General features: G+C 57.8%; 2 protein-coding genes. One reads left to right on the forward strand and one right to left on the reverse strand.

From position 1 onward, the window contains the following. Window positions 1–149: 149 nt before the first annotated feature. The gene (locus ACR0DJ_RS20450; protein ID WP_480488924.1) at window positions 150–1,127 is read left to right on the forward strand and encodes an HpcH/HpaI aldolase/citrate lyase family protein; all 978 of its coding nucleotides are present in this window, start codon (window positions 150–152) and stop codon (window positions 1,125–1,127) included. Window positions 1,128–1,196: 69 nt separating this feature from the next. Here ACR0DJ_RS20450 and ACR0DJ_RS20455 read toward each other — a convergent pair whose 3' ends face one another. Beyond that, complete coding sequence (locus tag ACR0DJ_RS20455; protein ID WP_480488926.1) at window positions 1,197–2,198, reverse strand: helix-turn-helix domain-containing protein; 1,002 nt, start codon at window positions 2,196–2,198, stop codon at window positions 1,197–1,199. Between the last annotated feature and the right edge of the window lie 208 nt (window positions 2,199–2,406).

A 2,406-nucleotide genomic window follows, 5' to 3' on the forward strand; every position in this document is an offset into this window, starting at 1 on the left:
CCGACTGGATCATCGAAGTGGTCGACGGCCTGGCTGCCAATGGCGAAGACGGCAACGGCGCCGTCGAAGCCAAGGTCAAGGCCGAAGTCGCAGACCTCTGCGCCAAATTCCCGATCTATCCGAACCTGTAAGACGAAGGACCCGAATCCATGAGCTTTCATTCCATCGACCAAGCCCCAGCCCGACTGAACCGCAGTGAATTGGCCGTACCCGGCAGCCAACCCGGAATGTTCGAAAAGGCAGCCAAATCCGATGTGGACGTTATTTTCCTTGATCTGGAAGACGCTGTTGCGCCGGATGAAAAAGAACAAGCCCGCAGGAACATCATTCAGGCGCTGAACGACATCGACTGGGGCAACAAGACCATGTCGGTTCGGATCAACGGTCTGGACACGCATTACATGTACCGCGACGTCGTCGATGTGGTCGAGCAGGCTGGTGAACGCCTTGATCTGATCATGGTCCCCAAGGTCGGGACGGCTGCTGATGTCTATGCCGTCGATATGCTGGTGACCCAGATCGAAGACGCCAAGGGTTACAAAAAACGGATCGGGTTCGAGCACATCATCGAAACCGCGCTTGGCATGCAGAATGTCAGTGAGATTGCGGCAGCATCCAAGCGCAATGAAAGCCTGCACTTCGGCGTGGCCGACTATGCGGCCTCGACCCGTGCGCGCACCACGATCATCGGCGGTGTGAACCCGGACTACTCTGTTTTGACGGATACGGATTCGGACGGCGGGCGCCAGACCCATTGGGGTGATATGTGGCATTATGCACTGGCCTGCATGGTGGTTGCGGCGCGCGCCAACGGGCTGCGCCCGATTGACGGACCTTTTGGTGATTTTCAGGACCCGGACGGATACAAGGCTGCCGCAAAACGCGCCGCCGTTCTGGGTTGCGAGGGCAAATGGGCCATTCATCCAAGCCAGATCGCACTTGCCAACGAGGTGATGTCGCCGTCGGACGCCGAGGTCAACAAGGCTCAGCGCATTCTGGTCGCCATGGCCGAGGCCGAAGCCGATGGAAAAGGCGCTGTTTCGCTGGACGGCCGGCTGATAGATTACGCCTCGATCCGTCAGGCCGAAGTGCTGGTGGAAAAGGCAAGCCAGATTGCTGCGGCGTGAACCAAACCAAAGTTGCGTGGGCAAACTGCCCACGCGATATTATCGCCCGTTGCGCACGTCGAAGAAGTGCTAGGATCCTTCCGGCGCCATCGACCCCATGAACCGACGGTCGCGCACATCATCCGGGCTGGTTTTGTAGCAGCGTTGAAACGCACGTTTCAAAGCGACGGTCGATGAAAAACCAGTGGCTGCCGAGATTTCGATCTGCGACATGTTCGTGAACTGCAACAGGTTCTGCGCCCGTTCCAGACGAAGCTCCTTGTACGTGGAAAGAAGCTTTGCACCGGTTTTGCTCAGGAACCGTCGTTGCAGCTGCCGCGTCGAGGTTTTGAGCAAACGGGAAAGATCGGAAATCGTCAGAGGATCTTCGATGTTTTCCTGCATCGCATCCAAAGTACGCACCACCAAAAGATCACCCTTTGCCCTGTGCACCAACCGGGCGGCCAACCTGCTTTCGTGTTTTTGCGTGGGTTCGGTCAGACCAATATAGCTGCGCAGTGCGTCCGCTATATGCTCTCCGTGATCCATGGAAACGAATTCGGACAACAGCCGCAACGCGCTCAGTCTGCTGGTTGCGCTGTGGGGGTGCCCGTCGGCGGCCAGATGGGTTGCCGCACCGCAGCTTTCCAATCCGCTTTCCAGCGCGGCCGCAGCAAAGTTGGGATGAACCGCAACGATGTTTCGGCCCGCTCTGCCCAGTTGCACCAGCAGCAGGACAGCTCCGCCGACCAGAACGGTCCTTGAAGACAGGTTGAGAACTTGCGAAATCCAGCTTCTGCGCGGACCGGAGACGTCCCAGTTGTTCTCCAGGTCGCCCCAGAATATTGCCGTTCGACCTGTCCAATAAAGAGGCCCGCCAACCGAGTCATTTCCGGACACCCGGAGATTGACGACGTAAGAGCAGTTTTCGACCAGGCTGTTCAGAGCTTGATAGAACTCGACGACGATTTCAGCCGATGCCAGCGCCCGCGTGTCGCTGAGGATAACATCGATGTGTTTTAATCTTTCTGGCACTTCCGGCGCGGTCTTTGCCAGGTCGGCGCGATCATTTGCGAGGACATAGTGTTTCATTGTTCCTCCAACGAATTGACGAGAGGCAGCGCCTCGCAGGACGCTGCCCTCATTTTCGGATTTCAATCCGCCAGGGCAAAAGGCGGATTGCCACCCCCGGTTCCCTATTCCGCGGCGTCTTGGTATGCGTCCATTGGGGGGCATGTGCAGACGAGGTTTCGGTCGCCGTATGCGTTGTCGACGCGGTTGACGGGGGACCAGTATTTGT

Source organism: Ruegeria sp. BF10 (assembly GCF_056538725.1).

What these genes read in the sequence shown, in the direction of transcription:
- ACR0DJ_RS20450 (WP_480488924.1), top strand. Translation starts at nt 150, where the DNA reads ATGAGCTTTCATTCCATCGACCAAGCCCCAGCCCGACTGAACCGCAGT.
- ACR0DJ_RS20455 (WP_480488926.1), bottom strand. Translation starts at nt 2,198, where the DNA reads ATGAAACACTATGTCCTCGCAAATGATCGCGCCGACCTGGCAAAGACC.